Origin of the sequence: Bacillus sp. FSL W8-0770 (assembly GCF_038008705.1) — a bacterium.
Classification (GTDB): domain Bacteria; phylum Bacillota; class Bacilli; order Bacillales; family Bacillaceae_G; genus Bacillus_A; species Bacillus_A cereus.
Map to the genome: position 1 here is coordinate 121,911 of NZ_JBBOZR010000002.1, position 17,685 is coordinate 139,595.

The following is a 17,685-nucleotide window of genomic DNA, read 5'->3' on the forward strand; positions in this document are numbered from 1 at the left end:
CAAAAAATTCATAAAACTTTTTTCACTTTAAAGGTTTAAACAATTACGACCACATTTTTTTGAAATAAAAAGCATCTAATTCTATTTGAATTAGATGCTTACATTTAGTCCTTAAACCTAACAATCTAAACTATTTATGCGTTTGTAGATCTTTTTTTATTACATCCCAGAGTGAATTATCTTGACGCATCGGTTTACCCTCTTCATCCCATTTTAATTTTCCTGTTCCCAATTCATAATTCATCCCTGTCCATGTGTCTTCACGGAATGCATAGAATGATTTATGCCATCCTTTTTGGTTAAAGATAGAAATAAGATCTTGTATGTATTGGGTAGCACCTGGAACAGTACGGTTAATTCCAAACTCCTCTGCGATAATTCGATTAGATGGTACATGATTTATCTTAGACCTAGGAAACTTTTACGTATAATTTACCTATAGTCCTAAAATTTCTACAATCTGACGAGCTTTAGTATTATCAATATAATAATGCATCTCTAGTCCTTTTCTTTCTGCACGGAGTACGATTCCTCTTAACTTTGCTAAGTGTTGTGAAACAGTGGATTGTGGAAGTTTTAATATTTCTGTTAACTGTGTAACATTGCACATTTTATGATGTATTAATTCACTTATGATTTTTAATCGAACCGGATGCGCCATTACCTTCAATACATCTACATCTTCTTCACGGATTTTAGCTAGATCATTATTAGATATTACTGTTAACATTTCGCATTCTCCTTTATTATTAATTTCTACTTTCCTATTATCCTTATAAGTAATACTTATAGATAATTACAATTTTTCCTGTTGAGAAAATACATTCTACTCAATACAAAAAGACACCTATTCCGAAAACAGTTTTTTACCGTTCCAATGAATTGGTGTCTTATAATTTTTTACCAGACTCTTTTTATTCATATCATAATCTCTACATAACTTTGAATAATGTTTTCTAAGCAAAAACAATACTTCCACTCCTCGTTTCAAGAAAAATTTAATTGAAATATTTACTTTCTCATATTGCTAAACCTATAAGAACCCTCTACTCATCTCACCTTTTACATCATATATTATTTATTTCTCAACATAAAAACATGGAATTAAAATTCCAATAATGGTAATATAATGGTACCTTCAGTTGTTAACTGTCATCCCTTTTTTTAATCCCTGTCTTTAAAGACAGGGATTTTAAATTTCCTTAACTAAAACTGTCTATTAATTATTAGCCTAAAACTTCAATAAGCTGCCATTATAGCAGAGAGAGGCTTTCATATTTATTCATTCCCCTTTCATGCAAACATGCTATTTTCCGACTCACTTCAATCACATCACGTTTGCTTGAATTGTTAATGAGAGAACTATAAATCAAATATAATTTGGTTATCATAATTAACCTATTTTTCTGAATTTTATTGAAAAATAAATATAATACAATTAAACGAACTGGATACTTTGCTATAATGGTAATATATAACATTAGTAGACTTTTATAGGATGGGGGAATATATAATGATGGTTTCAGCTAAGGGGATTAATGAAATTACAAAGCTATTAAACGATTGGTATCTTGAAATCCGCTCAAGGCGTATAGGTAATGCACATCAATTAAAAGAAATAATTGATTCTAAGATGCATAATATTGAAGTGGATCAAGATTTATTACTCTACTACTCACTACTAGATTTTAGATACCAATTTGTAATTGATAATTTAAGCGTTTCAAAAAGCAGTTTTGACAAAGTTGAGGCTTTTGATATGCCTACAGATAATTTCTTAGCTTATTATTATCACTTTTTCAAAGGGATTCATGCCTCTACTATTGGCAAATACCAAATCGCAAAGGAGAGTTATGAAAAAGCAGAAAAACTTTTAGACTGCATTCCTGATGAATTGGAAAAAGCGGAATTTTATTATAAAGTTGGAGCTTTCCATTATGACATATATCAAGGGCTATTATCTTATAAAAAAGTATCAGAGGCAAGAGAAATCTTTGCTCAACATGCTGGGTATGAGATCAATGTAGCATTCTGTGATAATCTTATAGGCTTAGCTTGTACTCATTTGAGAGAATGGGAACTCGCTGAAGAATATTTCACGAAAGCAATGGATATGTTCCAAAAAATAGACGAAGAACAATTTATTTTAATGGTGCGTCAAAATTTAGGGTTAATGTATGCTACTCAAAATCTTTCGCCATTAGCCATTAGATATCTTTCAGAAGTAAATCAAAAAATGCCTAACAATTATAAGGCTCTTTTTATTGAGGCAAGGGAACACATGAAGGAAGGAAATCACTCCGTTGCCAAAGATCTCATAGCAAAGGGATATTCCGTTTGTCAAGAGATTGAAAATATAGAGTATCTACACCATTTTAAAATATTAGATGCAATGAATGGAGGTTTTCCTGCCGAAGCACTTGAAATGACAGTGTTAAAAGGCGTATCATATTTTAAAGAGCAAGAACTTTTCGAATTCATTAAGGAATACGAAGAATATCTTGCTACTGCATTTTATAAAGAGAATAACCATATTAAAGCAAGTCATTATTTCTATTCATGTTCTCAAGCAGGAAAAAAAGTTATTGAGAAGGAGGCATTAAAATGAAAAAGACAATTCTCGGTTTAGTTGGTGTAATTACTATTTTTACTTTAATGTTTGGTGCCCAATCCCCTACAGAAACACATAAAGCTATTGATGTTATTCAATATGCTCACGGAAATCATGGTGGTTAAGATCTTAATTGAACGAGCATAAAATCGCACAATACACTCATAGCCATACTGACGGATATTAAATGAATAAAGGTCTTCACTTCATTGTGAGGGCTTTTTTTTATAAGAACCCCACTTATAACATCTTTAAAATCTACTATATTTAAAAAGATTATAATTACACCAAACCTTTTACATCTATAAGAGAAACTTAAAAAGATTAAAATGTTTAAAAAGAGTAAGAGAATATAAATGTATACACAAGAAAACTTTTTATAAAAAATTAATAGAGACACAAAAGTAATAACAAATTTTCTAATTAACGGAGTTAGAATACCTGTAATCATTATTACTGTAGATAAATTTTCAGGGCTGATCCCCAGCAATAGAAATCAACAATTCCCTTATAATCAAGCAATTTCAATAGTTGTTGTATAAACTATCTTAAACTCTAGTGGCTCATTATTAATATATGAGGCACTAAAAAAGGAATCCTTATTAAAAGGATTCACCACAGAAAGATATACATCAATAAAAAGAATTAATTATAATATAAAAATAAAAGAAATATATTGAGAAATATATAATAAAATTGAATATTCTTTCTTTTTATCGTAAAATCAATATGAGTCAAGTGACAACATCTCTCTAACTCTCCTAAAAGAATCCTTTATGACATGGGGATTCTTTTGCTTTGGACAAAGTATTCTTATTTTAACATTTGCAAAAAAACTCTTCTTAACCAACTACTCAACAAATATAAGTAAGGATTTAGTTTTATGAATATTTTTATGATCTAAGCAACAGGTAATAGCCTTCAATATTTGTTAGATGCAAAAATATCCTAAAAAATAAAAAGATGCTCTATCAATACTGTAAGAAGATTTGCTGCTAAACATGCATTTTTTCATTGTACCTTTTATAATCTGAGCTTTTTAACACTAAAGAATTAAGTATAGATTTATAGCCATGAATTCTTCTATTTGTACATATAATATTCTTTATATCTCTCAAAATTTGTTTTTTTTGTTCGTGTTGATGTTATGGGTGATTTTAATGATTTAGATACTGCTACCTGCTTTGGTGTTTGTAATGTGCCCCGTTTCTTAAGTTCTCTATACAAACCACTCACATTGCACTTCAGATTTTTTGCAATAGTTGGATATTCCTCTCCTTGATTAAATAATTGTACTGCTTTTTTACATTTTATGTCCCATTTTTCTTCTGACGTTTGAAATTTTTGAGTTCGTTTTTTAACTCTATTTTTTTCTAAATTAATACCCTCTCTTTCTATTTTACATCGCTTGGAAGAATACTGTTCTGCGTCTGCCTTACGCCCGGAATGCTCCTCCTGTAAACGTAACATTTGTACTTTTTTCGCAATTTCTCTCAAGTTAAAGTCACCTCATTTCGTTTAATAAATTCTACCAGTACTTGATCACCCTATTGTCTGTATCCCCCAATCATCGTTTATAAACAAGCTATAAATACTCAAATTCCCCTTATAATAGTTTTCAATCTAATATTTACGGAAAATTATAATCAATTCTATCTTTACATAATTGGAAACTATAGTAAATTGATAATGTTGACACAGAATATTCTAAACTTTAATTCTAACTATACAAATCAGTAAACTAAATATTTTCTTTGCTTAAAAAGTCAAAAATATCGTTTTCGCATAGCAAAACAAAATACTTTATCTATTGTAGCTATGGCACAAAGAAAAAGAATGCACATGTACTGCACTCTTTTTTAGTAACTCCTATATCAATTTTTCACCACAGTCAGCTCCTCCATTATTAGAAGGACTAAACTTTAAGCTTGTGAATTTATCATTCTGCAGTACATCATCTTTTGCAGCTATATTTAACAACACTCTTTCTATCATCCTATTTCAATGTAGAATTAAATACCTAATACTCCGACAATCTGACATGCCTTGGAATTCACAATATGATAATACATCTCTAATCCTCTTCTTTCTGAGCGAAGAATTTTTCCACGCATTTTAGATAAATGCTGAGATACGGTAGATTGAGGAACATCTAATAGCTCTGTTAACTGTGTTACATTACAAATTTTGTGGCGTTCTAGCTCCTTCACAATTTGTAATCTAACTGGATGGGCCATAATTTTTAATAGTTCTATATCCGCCTCTGGAATTTTGTACATTTCATTACTTACTTGCATTGTTGTCATTTTTTATTTCTCCTTTTTTAATTTCTTTATATTTTTTATCTATTTATAGGTATTTTTTGTTTATTCGAGCATATTGTTCATAATCGCTGTATTGTTTATTCTTTTGTCTCTCTCAGATTTAATATATAGAAGTATTATGATAGCTAAAAATCCAACAAAAGATAGCATAGGTATCGAGATGAAACCGAATAAATTTAAGTAATCTTTTGTGCAAGAAACTCCTACTGAACAAATCTGCATCTCACTATTAGGAAACGCTTGAATTGTAATTTGATATACAGATAACATTAAACCGATACACGCAAATGGAAATGCATACGTGCTTACGTGCGAATCTTTTCTATATATCCCTACCCCCAATATTAATACTAATGGATACATGGCCATTCTTTGGTACCAGCACAAATCACATGGCGGCAGCTTCATCCATTCACTAAAAAACAAACTAATTAACATTGCACTAGTAGCTATCGTCCAAGCAATTACAATGTGATACTTTTGAATGATCAACATCTTATTTTCGCCTCACCTATTTTTTAAAATACAAAACATTTGCTAGTATATGACTAGTTTATTTCCGTGTTTCGAGTACCCTGTTTCAATAGAAAGTATCCAATCATTGATATCTTCTCAGTCGTATCCCCTCTCTTTTAATTCTAGAGGGAAAAGATTTTCAAAATCACCACGCATTTCGTACATGGTTTCTAATGCTTTTTCTAGCGAACCAAATCTATATACCATGTGTGTATGTACTTTTTTGTTTTTCTTTTCTCCTACAACTAAATATACATACCGTCTTTCTTTCGCTAAAACAAACTTTAAAAATCCAGGTACTTGACTCACCTTTCACACTCCTTTTCGGCTTTCCTTACCAAACTTAAAAGGATATGAGTAAGGAAAACTATTTAGCTTTAATTACCAATTTAATAAATATCCCGTTTTTTTGCTTTGAAAATACAAGAAAACGCTCATCATCACAATATTTATTACACCTGCTGCAGCACCAATTTTGGAGATAACATACACATATTCATTATTACTAAATGGCAATAGACTCGCGAAAATAAATAAAATTGAAATGATAAAGGATAAGAGCATATTTCTTTTGTTTTCATTCATTCAAAAAACCTCCATTTTGCACAAATATTTGTATTGCAATGAGTTAGGGTGTTAAGCTGCATCTTTACGGTTATAATGCTGGTTCTTTTCATCTACAAAGCCTTTAATGCTCCATACGCCAACCTTTGATTCTTTTGCTTCATTTTCTGCTTCTTTCATTTCAGATAGAATTGTAGTATTAGGTCTAGAAATATATGCTATAATCCCATAACCCGACTTGACCATTAATTCGTTGATGTGTATTCCATCGCAAAATACATAAGCCAATTTTCTACCGTATTTGTCTTCTTTTGGTCCCCGATCATAAACAAATGTTACACTTTTCCCTTCTAGTTGTTTCTTTAAAAAGGAAGATGGTTCTTTTCCCATCTTTTGTGGTGGAATTTTTTGAGATACAGACTCAGGGGTATCTAATAACAGTAACCTTACCGTCTGTTTCTGCCCCTTTACGTTTACGTCTATTGTATCTCTGTCTTTTATATGTAATACCTTCCCTTTAACGGTCTCTAAGTCTTTTAATTTCCCCTTATAATCCCCTGGAATATCAACAATACCTTTCCCTTCTACGTGCTGTTGTATTCCGTTTTGTACTGCTTGGACAGGTCTCGAATCATTTTTTGTTTGCGTCGAATTGCTATATGCTGTCATTTGAAATACAAATGATGTTATACAAATAGCCTTAATTCATATTTTCATATCGGAAATTCTTCCTCCTAATCAAAATACGTAAATAGCTACATCTAATAAACAAACGGACTCTCTATTGTATTTACTTCTCGATAATTACAACATAGGCAATACTGTATCCATTTTGGATAATCATTATAAAGTGCTCTAAATGAGCGTTTCTTACAATTCGGGCATATTGACACTATGTTTTTTTCATTCTCTTCCTGACTTTTCAATTTTTCAAAAGAAACATTAGTAGATGCTATATTACTGGTACACAATATACATCCCCCTTTTCAGTCTTGAAATCTTAAAAACAAATAAAAAAGGACACACCTATCGCATATGTATGCGTAGGTGTGTCCTTTTGCAAGATAGTTTTAGAAGTATTTTGTTACTTTCATCATATCATAATTCTTATTAATTTTATATACGAAATTAAAGATTTTACGATATTATTTCTTTTTCTCATGTATAAACATAATGCTTTGTTTTTGTATAACATAGCTTAATTTTGCATCAAGTTTTTCTCCATTATTCCTATTTTCAAAACTTGAAATTGTATTGGGCATATTCTTTCTAATAACTTTTTTTATTTCGTGCTAGTTATTTTCTTTTTCAACATGATGTTATTTTACTTTTATTTTGGGTAAACAAATATTACGGGTAGAAAAACGAAAAATTTCTCTTATTCTAAAATAATTCCCTCGACACAAAGATACTATCTCGTACAAGCATTCAACTTAATAAATATGTTTTAGGAAGGTTAGAAAAAATGGATATTTTATTAGCGATTTTACCAGCATTATTTTGGGGAAGTATTGTACTCTTCAACGTTAAACTAGGAGGCGGTCCTTACAGTCAAATACTTGGAACTACCCTTGGCGCTCTAGTTTTTTCTATTGGTGTTTATATTTTTATAAAACCCGTTTTGACGCCCGTGATGATAATTGTCGGGATTATATCTGGCCTATTTTGGGCATTAGGACAAGCCAATCAATTGAAAAGTATTGATTTAATTGGGGTTTCTAAAACAATGCCTATTTCAACAGGGATGCAATTAGTTTCGACTACTTTATTTGGGGTCATTGTATTTCATGAATGGTCAACAACAACATCTGTTGTATTAGGTGTTCTGGCACTACTTTGTATCATAATTGGAATCGTTCTCACATCTCTCCAAAGCAAAGAGGAGAAAAACGATGAACAAACAGGAAATTTCAAAAAAGGGATTGTGATGTTATTAATTTCAACTCTTGGTTACTTAGTATATGTGGTAATTATCCGCCTATTCGGTATAGACGGATGGTCAGCGTTATTACCACAAGCCATTGGTATGGTGTTAGGTGGAATTCTACTAACCTTTAAGCATCAACCATTTAATAAATATGCGATTCGCAATATTATTCCTGGTTTAATTTGGGCAGCAGGAAATATGTTTTTATTTATTTCCCAACCGCGTGTAGGGGTGGCAACAAGCTTTTCCCTTTCCCAAATGGGGATCGTGATCTCAACTTTAGGTGGAATTTTTATATTAGGTGAAAAGAAAACAAAACGACAATTTATTGCGATTGTCATTGGAATTATCTTCATTATTGCAGCTGGCATTATGTTAGGAATTGCTAAAGGATAAAAAGGAGGAAAAAATTATGTATACAGATTTAAAAGGGAAAGTTGTTGTTATTACGGGTGCATCCACAGGATTAGGAAGAGCGATGGCAATTCGTTTTGGAGAAGAACAAGCCAAAGTTGTAATTAATTATTATTCAAACGAATCAGAAGCAAATGAGGTAGTACAAGTAGTTAAACAAGCAGGTGGAGAAGCGATTGCGGTAAAAGGAGATGTAACAGTTGAATCAGATGTTATCAATCTCGTTAAATCTGCTGTGAAAGAATTTGGTACACTGGATGTCATGATTAATAATGCGGGTATTGAAAATGCAGTACCTTCATATGAAATGCCATTAAGTGATTGGAATAAGGTAATTGCTACGAATTTAACAGGGGCTTTCTTAGGGAGCCGGGAAGCAATTAAATATTTTGTTGAGCATGATATTAAAGGTAGTGTTATTAATATGTCAAGCGTTCACGAGCAAATTCCATGGCCATTATTTGTACACTATGCAGCAAGTAAAGGTGGCGTTAAGCTAATGACAGAAACATTAGCACTAGAATATGCACCAAAAGGAATCCGTGTAAATAATATTGGGCCTGGTGCTATGAATACGCCGATTAATGCTGAAAAATTTGCGGATCCAGAAAAACGTGCCGATGTTGAAAGTATGGTTCCTATGGGATATATCGGAGAACCGAAAGAAATTGCAGCGGTAGCAGCATGGCTTGCTTCTTCACAAGCGAGCTATGTAACAGGTATTACACTGTTTGCTGATGGTGGTATGTCGCTATATCCATCTTTCCAAGCTGGACGTGGTTGATTGATATATAACTAAATTAGTTACTTTCAATATGTTTAAATGCGGCAGTTAGCTTTTTTATTGAATAACTTTTTAATTATTCGTGACATCACATACATTTTGTAAAAAATACACTTTTCTTTCTGTAGAATTATAGGAATGGATAATGTTATTTTAGGTTTACAATTTCGCTTTAGTTAAATGCCGATGGGTAAAGAAGCCCTATAATAAATTTAATATTATAATCAAAAAAAGGAATACCTTATAATAAAGGATTCCTTTTTTTGATTATATAGCTGCTATTTAAAAACAAATAATGTTATACAAACGATCTTAATCCAAGACTTCATCGTATTAACTATTAAAAAATTTAGATGTTAGCTATATTTCTGAAGTATACAATGTGACCATTCCATGTGTTCTATTTTCACTTGATATAATTAATTTGGTAATATTCTTAGGCGTAAATCGATATATAGAAATAGTTGGACCAGGATTATTAGATTTAAAGTGAATAACTTCTTCATTATCAATAAAACCTTGAATATAGCTTTCACTTCCTTCAAAAAATTGAAAATGAGCTGACACTGATATAATCTCGCCAGTGTTCTCAAATAAAACTATTGAATTTCTATATGTATCAAAATTAATAAGTTTCATTTTTGACATAATTAGGATGCTCCCTTCTATGAAAGCATGATGATTAAAGCATACTACCATTTAAAGCAACTCTTTTATTACCATGTGTAAGTTCTAATGTTTTATTGAGAAAATACAAGCCATCTTGCTGATGTGAAATCATAATTAATATATTACAAAGATTATAATTTTGAAGTATCTCATACATAAGATTTCTTGTATCAATATGTAAATTAGATGCTGCTTCATCTAATATTATTATATCCCTTTTTGTGAGGATAGCCCTTAAAAAGGCTATAAATTGTGCTTGACCTCCTGAAACACTGGAACCATCTTGTACAATTATAGTATCTAATCCATTCTCAAATCTGTTGAGATGTGATGTTAAATGATACCTTTTCATTAACTTAACTACATCTTCTTTCGTTTTATTTGTTTGTCCATATAATATGTTATCTAATATAGTTCCTTTAAACAAAAATATATTTTGTGAAACTATACCTATTCTATCTCTAACACTTTCTTTATGTATTAAGTTATAGTCAATATTATTTATCAATATCTTTCCACTTTCAGGTTGATATAAACCTGTTAATAATTTTATAAAGGTAGATTTTCCTGATCCATTTATACCATCAATTAATAACTTGTCACCCTTTTCAATTTGCACGTTTAAATGATCAAATATCAAATCACTATTTCCATTATATTTAAAACAAACATCTTTAAATTCTATTGAATTAATTGGTTCTTTCATTATATTTGTACCTAGTGTATTTTCAACATCTAAATTGAAGAACTCCTTAATTCTCTTAATACTAATACACACGGGTTTTAGAGTTATATCTAAGCTGCCTAAAGCTTGGGTAGTCGCAAGAAGTTTAGCCATATAAATTGAAAATGAAGTATACACCCCTATAGTAAGCTGGTTTTGTAAAATTAAAATACCTGATACCAGTAATACTATTACTGTAACAAAGTTATTTGTTACTATTAAATTTTGCATAAAGAAAATAAAATGTAAACTTTGTTTTAGCGTACTTTTAATTACATTATTTAATTTACTCTTAATCTTATTGGTTTGTATATTTTTACCGTTTAATAATTTTATATCCTCTATTCCATTTAAGGTTTCATACATTTCTGCGTTTAATACTGCCGATGACTCGTATACGTTTGTGGTACTTTTTGATATCATTTTAGATGAATGTTTGGATATTACAAAATATATTGGGATAATAATTACTATGATACCTGTAAGTTTAACACTTAAATTAAACATTATAAATAAAGCAAAGAAAAAATCGAATATACCTGAAAAAACCCTTAATAAATTGGGAGAAAATAATGCACTTACATTACCAGATTCAGCAATTCTGCTAAGAATGTAACCTTTCTCCTTCTGATTAATATAAGAAAGAGGCGCATCTATAATATTACTTATCATAGATAATCGAATTTCATTAACTACATTTTGTTGTACACGAGTAAATAAATACTCATAACCTATCGATATTAAATAGTTAATACAATAAATTAATAAGAGTATAAGAGTTGTTTTTAATAATTGATCGTAGCTTTTGTTTAATAGTATAACTTTATCAATAATATAGCCAATAATATATGGTATCGGTGCGATAATCAAAGAAGCTATAACCATCCCAATTAAACCAAAAGCTAACAAAGTTTTTGTATTTTTCAAATACGGATATAAAAATAATAACTCTTTATAAGAAATTTGAATTTCATCTTGTTTATTTATCTTCTTATTCACCCTCTTTCTCCTCCTTTGTCTATTTATTATATTAATTTACGAATCAATATAATGAGGTTTATATAATTCCATAGATATCTTGAGACCTTATCCCGACGCATTATCTATGGAATTATATTGGTTTATCCTCAGAAACTTAACAATATTCATCTCATCCAATCATACTAATTTTGCCCTACCATTAATGGCTCCTTAATTATTTCAGGGACATGATTTTTAAACCATTTACATTTATCACCAATTTCTTGTGCTTTTATAAAGCTTCTTAAGAAGCATGTACTACAAAAACGTTTATTTTCACACTCTTTACATTCCTCAGAGTCCATTTGAGGTGCTTGTAAGTTAAAAAATGCATTAATGTATTTGAATTTTTCATCATAAATATCTTTAATATTCTGTTCAAAAACATTACCTATACTGTTTTTCAAATCATCTAAACTATGCATAGTACACATTTTAATTTCACCATCAGGCGCAATCACAATATGTGATGTTATTGCACCACAATTCCTAATCTCAGCGCGCGCACCTTCATATAATGAAACAAATTTAGGATATTTTTTATTTATTTTCAACAATGCTTCACCATATGTTTTAACATCCTCTTCATTTAAATAAAGATCACTACATCCTAAGGCTCTTCCCATGGGTATTACTGGAGATACCCCAATACTATCAATCCCTAAATTATGTACCCATTCAGCTATATCTTCTACCTCGTGCACATTCAAATGTGTAACTATTGTGGCGATCCGTAAACGAACATCATTTTCGGCTAATTTCATTATGTTATTTTTAATTTTATGAAGTGTATTAGGAACTTTAAAGAACCAAGTCAAATAATTATCATCTAAGCTATGCATATCAATTTGCACAAATGTTTTCGACTTATTTTTTATTATTATGTCCATAACTTTATCAGAAAGAGCTATACCATTGGTCAACAGTGTTATTTGAGAAAAATCCAAGTTAAGTGCATATAACAATATCTCTTTTAGATTTGGATGTACTGTTATATCACCGCCCGTAAGTTCAATTAATTTCACTCCTATATTATTTAAGTCATCTAATAAGGATTTTATTTGATCTAAGCTCATTACTTTTGGCTTTACTGCTCCAAAATCTCCATAGCAATGACGACATCTTACATTACATCTGTTTGTGATTTCAATTGAAGCCACTTTTGGATATATAGTCTGTTCTTCAATTAAATTAACTGGTACATTTATAGGTTCTTCTTGCGTACCAATGTTCATATTGTAAACTTTGGATACATTATTTAAAAATGCATTTAATTTCTTTTCAATACTTATTGGATCTTCACTGTATTTTAAAGACAAGAAAGATACAACTTGTCCATATGTTTTAGTACCATCAATTAACTCAATAATTTCAGTGGCGGTTTTATTTATCGTAAATGTATTTTCGTTTTTGAGTGTGGGAGCGCTCTCGTTTGGGTTTTTATGAACTACCAACATAGATTCATAATTTGATGTGAATTTTCTTATTTCTAGCTTTTCTTTCCAAAATAAATAGCCATTCACTTTAATCATCTCCTATAAAATTTAAATTTGTTTTTAGTTTATGTATTACAAAAATCCCATACTCGTTTTCGATAAATTTATAGGACTTATTCTTAACATAACTGTTTGTCATTAGAATAAGTCCTAATTTAATTTCACCATAAACACTCTCACATTTTTAAATTTTAACTTGCAGTACTAGCTCCAGTTGCCGCAGTAACTAGATTTAATAACTCTACAGAACATGCTGCACATACTAAGCAACTCCAACAAGTCCAATCCCTTGGTTGTACTACTGGTGTTTCCATTTAGAACATCTCCTTTTTGGTTATTTATTTTTCTTCTAGAAAATTCATTTGACCAAAAGTGCTCATTCTCTTAGTGCCTTTAACCAAAAAACTTCTAAAAGGATATTAGCTTGCAGTACTAGCCCCTGTTGCCGCAGTAACTAAATTTAATAATTCCACAGAACATGCTGCACATACTAAGCAACTCCAACAAGTCCAATCCCTTGGTTGTACTACTGGTGTTTCCATTTAGAACATCTCCTTTTTGATTATTTATTTTTCTCCTAGAAAGTCTAATTTGACCAAAAGTGCTCATTCTCTTAGTGCTTTTAACCAAAAAACTTCTTAAAGGATATTAGCTTGCAGTACTAGCCCCTGTTGCCGCAGTAACTAAATTTAATAATTCCACAGAACATGCTGCACATACTAAACAACTCCAACAAGTCCAGTCCCTTGGTTGTACTACTGGTGTTTCCATTTGACCTACCCCCTTTTCTGTATTGTGTGGTGCGACTAAAGTATAACTCCCTATGTTTTCTAAAAACAATCAAAAAATTTCAAACATTTTGTGTGTGTTTCTTTAATATTTTGTGACATATATTTACAAAACTTTCTTTTTGGTTTATTTAAAATAACAAATATCTTTATTAACTGATACTAAAAATTTTATTTATGAAAAGTTATTTAATCGCAGTATATCTTGTTAAACTGCTTTTTATAATTTATAATGTTAACTGTGTATGGTGTGTATGGTGTGCATTACATAACATAACACTCATCGATAGAGAGGTTGTTTAATGAAAATAGTCTTAAGTAATGTATCAAGTCTGCCTTTATATCAACAGATAAAGGAGCAAATTAAGGAATCCATATTTAACAATGAATTAAAAGAGGGTGAACAATTACCATCAATCCGCTCACTTGCTAACGACTTACATGTAAGTGTACTTACTACAAAAAGAGTTTATGCAGAATTAGAAACAGAAGGCTTTATTATTACAAAGGTTGGAAAAGGGACCTATGTAGCTCCTACAAATTTAGAGTTGTTAATGGAGTCCAAACGCCGGATGGTAGAAGTTAAACTTACTGAAGTTTGTCAAATGGCTCGTAGTATAGGTATTCATGCAGATGATCTCCATTCAATTTTAGATTTAATTTTAGAGGAGGAGAATGAAAAATGAATGTTGTGTTAGAAGTAAATAATTTAAATAAATCTTACGGAAATTTTTCGTTAAAAGATGTTACCTTTTCACTTAATACAGACTGTATAACAGGATTTATCGGTACAAATGGTTCTGGAAAGACCACTACAATTAAAGCGATTTTGGGTCTTATTTTAAAAGATTCTGGGAAAATTAATTTTCTAGGAAAAGATATGGATAAGCATGAAAGAAAGTCTAAAAACAAAATTGGTATTGTGCTAGACGAGGGCTATTTTTATGATGAATTAACAGTAAAGGAAATGAAAAATGTTATTGCTCCATCCTACACTGAATGGGATGAAACAGTTTTCCAAAATTATATTAAAAAGTTTAACTTAAATCTAGAACAAAAAATCTCTACTCTATCCAAAGGAATGCGAATGAAATTTGCAGTTGCATTAGCCCTATCCCATCATGCAGATCTATTAATAATGGATGAACCAACAAGTGGCTTGGATCCATTAGTACGGAGTGAATTAATGGATATTCTCCTTGATTTCATGAAAGAGCCGGGGAAAAGCGTGTTTTTTTCCACTCATATTACATCTGATTTAGATAAAATTGCTGATATGATTATTTTAATTGATGATGGAAAAGTTTTAGTAAATGATGAAAAAGATGTTTTAATAGATACACATGCATTGGTAAAGGGCGACAACCGCTTAATTAATAAACAAACAAGACCTCTTTTTTTAAATTTACATCAAACTCACTATGGATTTGAAGGGATTACTAATAAAAAAGATGATGTACGTCGACTCATGCCTGATGTATTAATAGAAAGACCAACTATTGAGGAGATTATGCTTTCATATATTGGGGGGAACATCCATGTTAATTAACCTAGTGATGAAAGACTTTTTGTTAGTCAAAAAATATTTTCTAATCTTACTCGTTTTTGCTGCTATAGCTCCTATTTATCTTTCTTCACAATTACAATTAAACGATGGCGGTCTTGTTAGCTTTCTTTTAACCGTTATTTTGATGGAATATATTTTGTTCGGAACGGTATCCAAATTTGAGGATCAGTACAAGGGAGCGGCTTTACTTTGTGCTACCCCATACACACGAAGCGCATTTGTAAAAGCGAAGTACCTTTTTCTTTTTGTAATTTTTATTTGTGCAGCTATTATCCGTATAATCATTTCAGTTGTCGCACCATCGGGTATAGAAAGCCTGAGCGCTAGCGCTCTTGGAATAACTTTTTTAACTCTAAGTATTTTATTTGGTGTACTACTTCCTGTTCAGTTTAAATTTGGTTATGACAAAACCAAAATCATATCACTTTTAACTGCTTTTTTAATACCTTTTGTTGCTCCTACTCTTATAAGGGGACTACAATCAAGTGATATTGATTTCAAAAGTATTTTTCCATTCTCACCAACTGTCCTAACATGGATGCCTTGTTTCATCTCAATTATTATTGGTTTTATATCAATGATAATATCTCTGAAAGTATATGCAAAAAAAGATTTATAATTTAAATTTGAAATCATAGTAATGAGTAATTAAATACTTTATATATTTAATTACTCATTCCCTTTTATTTAATTCTCTTCTCTAATGAACTTATTCCTAAAATACATTTTATCGATATCAAAGTGAATAAATTTTTCAAATCACTAATTCCCTTAACATCTCTTTTCATTAACGATTTAGTAAACTAAGGATTATACATAAAATATCAAGAGGTGATTTTATGAAAAAAATAATTAAATTCCTTTTGTTAATTAACTTGATTTCCGGAACTTTCATACCTATTACTACAGTTCATGCTGAAAATAAATCACAATATTATACTATAATGTTGAAGAATTATGAAAATAACCAAAAACTAGCTAGTAAGTTTCAAAAATATGATATGCAAGTAGTCTATAGTGTCCCAGAGATTGGTGTTATACAAGTGAAAGCTACCGAAAAAGCAATGAATATTGTTCATTCGGATCCTAATATAGATTCATATAATAAGTCATTACAATCGTTTAATTCAAGAGAAGTAGCAACCAATGTCTCTTCCCCCCTACCCTTAAATGAAATATGGGAGAATCAATGGGATATGCAACAAGTAACCCATAATGGTGATAGCTATAGACTATATCCAGGAACTAAAAATGTAACTGTTGGTATCATTGATTCAGGCATTGATATAAATCATCCTGATTTAAAAGATAACATTTCACCTGGATCTAAAAATTTAGTACCTAAAGGTGGATTTAGAGAGCAAGAATCTCAAGAAACAGGTGAATTAAATCGCCTAATAGATCTAAGAGGACATGGAACTTTTACTGCTGGACAGGTTGCAGCTAATGGTTTTATGAAAGGGGTTGCTCCTGGTATTGGAATTAAAATGTATAGAGTGTTTGGTAATGGAGCAAGTGAGGCTATTTGGGTTATTAAAGCCATAGTTGAAGCTGCGAAAGATAATGTTGATGTTATCAATTTAAGTTTAGGCGAATACCTCATCAATGGTATAGTATCTTCTTCAGACGGTGAATCTAGTGAGGAATTATCCGAAATTAAAGCTTATAGAAAAGCCATTAAATATGCTAAATCAAAGGGAAGTATTATAGTTGCTGCGGCTGGTAATGATGCTCTTGATGTTACTAACAAGCAGGAAATGAATGATTTTTTTAGAAAAAAAAATGAAAATACTGGGATAACATTTACTGGAGAAGTATTAGATGTTCCTGCTGAGTTGCCAAATATAGTAACAGTTTCATCTGTTGGTCCATCTAAATTACTCTCCTTATTTTCAAATTATGGTGAAAGTTTTATAGATATTGCTGCACCTGGAGGAGATAATAGATTATTTCAGCAATATGGTTTAGAACAGTGGGTAAAAAATAAGTTAATGTTAAAAGAACTAATATTAACTACCGCCCCTGGTGGTGGCTATGCTCTCTCTATAGGGGTTTCACTTGCCGCTCCAAAAGTGTCAGGTGCTTTAGCATTAATTATTGATAAAAATAATTTTAAAAAAAATCCAGATAAGGCCGTGAGATATCTTTATAAAAATGGAGTTAGCAATGATACCCCTACTAATAAAAGTTTTTTTGGTAATGGTTTGCTTGATGTCTATAAAGCGATTTCCCAATAAAATATATACACTTCAATTTGGTTTTAAACTAACAATTGATAGTG

The 17,685-nt window shown here is 30.7% G+C and carries 21 protein-coding genes and 2 pseudogenes; 8 read left to right on the forward strand and 15 right to left on the reverse strand.

Features of this window, described 5'->3' with window-relative positions; translation table 11 throughout:
- Positions 1-130: 130 nt before the first annotated feature.
- Both NST27_RS27410 and NST27_RS27415 read right to left on the reverse strand, forming a co-directional pair.
- Positions 131-409: pseudogene (locus tag NST27_RS27410) on the reverse strand (glycoside hydrolase family 5 protein); the annotation flags it as partial.
- Positions 410-436: 27 nt separating this feature from the next.
- Entirely contained in the window at positions 437-730 is a 294-nt protein-coding gene (locus tag NST27_RS27415) for an ArsR/SmtB family transcription factor (protein WP_000958631.1), read from the reverse strand.
- Between the two features lie 783 nt (positions 731-1,513).
- Here NST27_RS27415 and NST27_RS27420 point away from each other — a divergent pair.
- Together NST27_RS27420 and NST27_RS27425 are read left to right on the forward strand one after the other, a co-directional pair.
- Positions 1,514-2,608 carry a response regulator aspartate phosphatase gene (locus NST27_RS27420; RefSeq protein WP_000989765.1) on the forward strand — a complete coding sequence of 365 codons (1,095 nt, stop codon included), beginning with the start codon at positions 1,514-1,516 and terminating at the stop codon, positions 2,606-2,608.
- Positions 2,605-2,736, forward strand: a complete 132-nt coding sequence (locus tag NST27_RS27425; RefSeq protein ID WP_000751016.1) for a hypothetical protein — start codon at positions 2,605-2,607, stop codon at positions 2,734-2,736. Before NST27_RS27420 ends, NST27_RS27425 begins: the two co-directional genes overlap by 4 nt.
- Positions 2,737-3,694: 958 nt before the next feature.
- Here NST27_RS27425 and NST27_RS27435 read toward each other — a convergent pair.
- The 7 genes and pseudogenes from NST27_RS27435 to NST27_RS27465 all read right to left on the reverse strand — a co-directional run bounded on the left by NST27_RS27435 (position 3,695) and on the right by NST27_RS27465 (position 6,986).
- A complete protein-coding gene (locus NST27_RS27435; RefSeq protein ID WP_061661866.1) occupies positions 3,695-4,108 on the reverse strand; it encodes a hypothetical protein in 414 nt (137 codons plus the stop codon).
- Positions 4,109-4,623: 515 nt separating this feature from the next.
- Positions 4,624-4,917: an ArsR/SmtB family transcription factor gene (locus NST27_RS27440; RefSeq protein WP_000210393.1), complete on the reverse strand. Its 294-nt coding sequence runs from the start codon at positions 4,915-4,917 to the stop codon at positions 4,624-4,626.
- Between the two features lie 60 nt (positions 4,918-4,977).
- Positions 4,978-5,430, reverse strand: coding sequence for a disulfide oxidoreductase (locus NST27_RS27445; RefSeq protein WP_000905546.1), 453 nt, complete (start codon positions 5,428-5,430; stop codon positions 4,978-4,980).
- Between the two features lie 42 nt (positions 5,431-5,472).
- Positions 5,473-5,760, reverse strand: a pseudogene (locus tag NST27_RS27450) (hypothetical protein).
- 72 nt (positions 5,761-5,832) lie between these two features.
- Entirely contained in the window at positions 5,833-6,036 is a 204-nt protein-coding gene (locus tag NST27_RS27455) for a hypothetical protein (RefSeq protein WP_061661865.1), read from the reverse strand.
- Positions 6,037-6,087: 51 nt separating this feature from the next.
- Positions 6,088-6,684 (reverse strand): thermonuclease family protein, encoded by a 597-nt coding sequence (locus NST27_RS27460; protein ID WP_000128121.1) that lies wholly within the window; start codon positions 6,682-6,684, stop codon positions 6,088-6,090.
- Positions 6,685-6,776: 92 nt separating this feature from the next.
- The gene (locus NST27_RS27465) at positions 6,777-6,986 is read right to left on the reverse strand and encodes a hypothetical protein (protein ID WP_000337626.1); all 210 of its coding nucleotides are present in this window, start codon (positions 6,984-6,986) and stop codon (positions 6,777-6,779) included.
- Between the two features lie 494 nt (positions 6,987-7,480).
- On the opposite strand from NST27_RS27465, the gene NST27_RS27470 reads away from it, so the two are divergent.
- A complete protein-coding gene (locus tag NST27_RS27470; RefSeq protein WP_000353533.1) occupies positions 7,481-8,338 on the forward strand; it encodes a RhaT/GlcU family sugar-proton symporter in 858 nt (285 codons plus the stop codon).
- Positions 8,339-8,354: 16 nt separating this feature from the next.
- Positions 8,355-9,140 carry a glucose 1-dehydrogenase gene (gene gdh, locus NST27_RS27475; protein ID WP_000287798.1) on the forward strand — a complete coding sequence of 262 codons (786 nt, stop codon included), beginning with the start codon at positions 8,355-8,357 and terminating at the stop codon, positions 9,138-9,140.
- Positions 9,141-9,500: 360 nt separating this feature from the next.
- Here gdh and NST27_RS27480 read toward each other — a convergent pair whose 3' ends face one another.
- The 6 genes from NST27_RS27480 to tucA (NST27_RS27505) all read right to left on the reverse strand — a co-directional run bounded on the left by NST27_RS27480 (position 9,501) and on the right by tucA (NST27_RS27505) (position 13,820).
- Complete coding sequence (locus NST27_RS27480) at positions 9,501-9,788, reverse strand: hypothetical protein (RefSeq protein ID WP_001988054.1); 288 nt, start codon at positions 9,786-9,788, stop codon at positions 9,501-9,503.
- 34 nt (positions 9,789-9,822) lie between these two features.
- Entirely contained in the window at positions 9,823-11,532 is a 1,710-nt protein-coding gene (locus tag NST27_RS27485) for an ABC transporter ATP-binding protein (RefSeq protein WP_001035121.1), read from the reverse strand.
- A 164-nt stretch (positions 11,533-11,696) separates the two neighbouring features.
- Complete coding sequence (locus NST27_RS27490) at positions 11,697-13,085, reverse strand: radical SAM/SPASM domain-containing protein (protein ID WP_002197114.1); 1,389 nt, start codon at positions 13,083-13,085, stop codon at positions 11,697-11,699.
- Positions 13,086-13,240: 155 nt separating this feature from the next.
- Complete coding sequence (gene tucA, locus NST27_RS27495) at positions 13,241-13,363, reverse strand: subclass IId bacteriocin thuricin17 (RefSeq protein ID WP_000449799.1); 123 nt, start codon at positions 13,361-13,363, stop codon at positions 13,241-13,243.
- 105 nt (positions 13,364-13,468) lie between these two features.
- The gene (gene tucA / locus NST27_RS27500; RefSeq protein ID WP_000449799.1) at positions 13,469-13,591 is read right to left on the reverse strand and encodes a subclass IId bacteriocin thuricin17; all 123 of its coding nucleotides are present in this window, start codon (positions 13,589-13,591) and stop codon (positions 13,469-13,471) included.
- Between the two features lie 106 nt (positions 13,592-13,697).
- Positions 13,698-13,820 (reverse strand): subclass IId bacteriocin thuricin17, encoded by a 123-nt coding sequence (gene tucA / locus NST27_RS27505; RefSeq protein WP_000449799.1) that lies wholly within the window; start codon positions 13,818-13,820, stop codon positions 13,698-13,700.
- A gap of 319 nt (positions 13,821-14,139) precedes the next feature.
- Here tucA (NST27_RS27505) and NST27_RS27510 point away from each other — a divergent pair, with 319 nt between their 5' ends.
- From NST27_RS27510 to NST27_RS27525, 4 genes are all read left to right on the forward strand, one after another.
- On the forward strand, positions 14,140-14,523 hold the full coding sequence (locus NST27_RS27510) for a GntR family transcriptional regulator (protein ID WP_000706800.1): 384 nt from the start codon (positions 14,140-14,142) through the stop codon (positions 14,521-14,523).
- On the forward strand, positions 14,520-15,386 hold the full coding sequence (locus NST27_RS27515) for an ABC transporter ATP-binding protein (protein ID WP_001103609.1): 867 nt from the start codon (positions 14,520-14,522) through the stop codon (positions 15,384-15,386). Before NST27_RS27510 ends, NST27_RS27515 begins: the two co-directional genes overlap by 4 nt.
- Positions 15,376-16,023: an ABC-2 transporter permease gene (locus tag NST27_RS27520; protein ID WP_000906771.1), complete on the forward strand. Its 648-nt coding sequence runs from the start codon at positions 15,376-15,378 to the stop codon at positions 16,021-16,023. The genes NST27_RS27515 and NST27_RS27520 overlap by 11 nt, the downstream gene beginning before the upstream one ends.
- A 220-nt stretch (positions 16,024-16,243) precedes the next feature.
- Positions 16,244-17,641 (forward strand): S8 family peptidase, encoded by a 1,398-nt coding sequence (locus NST27_RS27525; protein ID WP_000720286.1) that lies wholly within the window; start codon positions 16,244-16,246, stop codon positions 17,639-17,641.
- Positions 17,642-17,685: the final 44 nt, after the last annotated feature.

Coding starts and splice junctions, on each gene's coding strand:
- NST27_RS27510 (WP_000706800.1), top strand. CDS start 14,140: ATGAAAATAGTCTTAAGTAATGTATCAAGTCTGCCTTTATATCAACAG.
- tucA (WP_000449799.1), bottom strand. CDS start 13,363: ATGGAAACACCAGTAGTACAACCAAGGGATTGGACTTGTTGGAGTTGC.
- gdh (WP_000287798.1), top strand. CDS start 8,355: ATGTATACAGATTTAAAAGGGAAAGTTGTTGTTATTACGGGTGCATCC.
- NST27_RS27415 (WP_000958631.1), bottom strand. CDS start 730: ATGTTAACAGTAATATCTAATAATGATCTAGCTAAAATCCGTGAAGAA.
- NST27_RS27455 (WP_061661865.1), bottom strand. CDS start 6,036: ATGAATGAAAACAAAAGAAATATGCTCTTATCCTTTATCATTTCAATT.
- tucA (WP_000449799.1), bottom strand. CDS start 13,820: ATGGAAACACCAGTAGTACAACCAAGGGACTGGACTTGTTGGAGTTGT.
- NST27_RS27520 (WP_000906771.1), top strand. CDS start 15,376: ATGTTAATTAACCTAGTGATGAAAGACTTTTTGTTAGTCAAAAAATAT.
- NST27_RS27440 (WP_000210393.1), bottom strand. CDS start 4,917: ATGACAACAATGCAAGTAAGTAATGAAATGTACAAAATTCCAGAGGCG.
- NST27_RS27480 (WP_001988054.1), bottom strand. CDS start 9,788: ATGTCAAAAATGAAACTTATTAATTTTGATACATATAGAAATTCAATA.
- NST27_RS27490 (WP_002197114.1), bottom strand. CDS start 13,085: ATGATTAAAGTGAATGGCTATTTATTTTGGAAAGAAAAGCTAGAAATA.
- NST27_RS27445 (WP_000905546.1), bottom strand. CDS start 5,430: ATGTTGATCATTCAAAAGTATCACATTGTAATTGCTTGGACGATAGCT.
- tucA (WP_000449799.1), bottom strand. CDS start 13,591: ATGGAAACACCAGTAGTACAACCAAGGGATTGGACTTGTTGGAGTTGC.
- NST27_RS27515 (WP_001103609.1), top strand. CDS start 14,520: ATGAATGTTGTGTTAGAAGTAAATAATTTAAATAAATCTTACGGAAAT.
- NST27_RS27425 (WP_000751016.1), top strand. CDS start 2,605: ATGAAAAAGACAATTCTCGGTTTAGTTGGTGTAATTACTATTTTTACT.
- NST27_RS27460 (WP_000128121.1), bottom strand. CDS start 6,684: ATGACAGCATATAGCAATTCGACGCAAACAAAAAATGATTCGAGACCT.
- NST27_RS27470 (WP_000353533.1), top strand. CDS start 7,481: ATGGATATTTTATTAGCGATTTTACCAGCATTATTTTGGGGAAGTATT.
- NST27_RS27525 (WP_000720286.1), top strand. CDS start 16,244: ATGAAAAAAATAATTAAATTCCTTTTGTTAATTAACTTGATTTCCGGA.
- NST27_RS27420 (WP_000989765.1), top strand. CDS start 1,514: ATGATGGTTTCAGCTAAGGGGATTAATGAAATTACAAAGCTATTAAAC.